This window comes from Streptomyces sp. NPDC002130, from assembly GCF_040296465.1.
Classification (GTDB): Bacteria; Actinomycetota; Actinomycetes; order Streptomycetales; family Streptomycetaceae; genus Streptomyces.
This window is the reverse complement of sequence record NZ_JBEOXI010001134.1, coordinates 1-1,125: the sequence shown is the minus strand read 5'-3', so window position 1 is coordinate 1,125 and position 1,125 is coordinate 1. Positions and strand designations below refer to the sequence as shown.

The following is a 1,125-nucleotide window of genomic DNA, read 5'->3' as shown; positions in this document are numbered from 1 at the left end:
GTGAAGCGGCGCGCCCCAGGGCACAGCGGCGGACCGGCTCCGGCACCGCCGCGTAGAGCCCTGCGTGCCCACCGGGCTCGTCCACGACTTCGGCCTGCTGATCAAGACCGCCACCCGCCTGGAACAGCGGATCGACACGGCTCTGCGCAAGGAGTGCGAGATCAGCCACACGATGTTCGAGGTTCTCATCCGGCTCTGCCGGCATCCGGACGAGGAGATCTCGCAACGCCGGCTCGCCGACGACCTCACGCTCACCAGCAGCGGCATCACCCGCCTGATCGACCGCATGGAGGGAACGGGCCTGGTGCGGCGCGTACCGGCTCCCGGGGACCGCAGAAGCGTCCTGGTCGAGCCGACCGAGCAGGGTCGTGCCGTGTTCCTCCGGGCCGCCGCGGTCCATGCGCAGGTCGTCGAGCGGTACTTCGTGGCACCGGTGGCCCCCGCCGACTACGGGCGGCTGACCCGCTCGCTCGGCGAGATCGAGAAGGCGCTGCGCGACACCTGACCGTTCGGGGCCGTCACGGTTGCGCGATTACGCAATCGATGAACTTTCGTGATGTGATCGGAGGCGGGATCCACCGACACGCGATGAAGTAAGAGGTGTTCTGGTCTGTCCGGGCTTCAACCCCAAGGAAACGCCGGCCCGCGCACACTGCCCCCGCGCAGCCACCGGGAGACGCGGCACTCCCCACCCGAAGTCCCCCGTGAAACGAGCGGCCGGGCGACCGGCGACCTGCCGGCGGCCCCCGCGGCCAAGCCCAGAGACGCGTTCTTCGACAACGCCAAGTACCTGGCCATCGTTCTGGTGGCCATCGGACACGCCTGGGAGCCGCTGCGCGACGGCAGCCGAGCCGTCACCGCGCTCTACACGCTCGTCTACGCCTTCCACATGCCGGCGTTCATCGTCATCTCCGGCTATTTCTCACGCAGCTTCGACGCAGGCCCGGGGCGGATCAAACGCCTGGTCACCACCGTCGTCGTGCCGTACGTCGTCTTCGAGGTGGCGTACACCTACTACACGCGCTGGACGAGCGGCGACCCCGACCGCGCCATCAGCCTGCTGAGTCCCCTGTACCTGACATGGTTCCTGGCGGCCCTGTTCATCTGGCGGCTGACCACCCCGAT

At 68.7% G+C, this 1,125-nt stretch carries 2 protein-coding genes; both read left to right on the top strand.

Annotation, left to right across the window (positions count from 1 at the left end):
- Positions 1-64 precede the first annotated feature (64 nt).
- Positions 65-505 carry a MarR family winged helix-turn-helix transcriptional regulator gene (locus ABT116_RS49045; protein WP_351648088.1) on the top strand — a complete coding sequence of 147 codons (441 nt, stop codon included), beginning with the start codon at positions 65-67 and terminating at the stop codon, positions 503-505.
- Between the two features lie 228 nt (positions 506-733).
- The coding region (locus ABT116_RS49040) for an acyltransferase family protein (RefSeq protein ID WP_351648090.1) at positions 734-1,125 on the top strand (392 nt) is incomplete at its 3' end.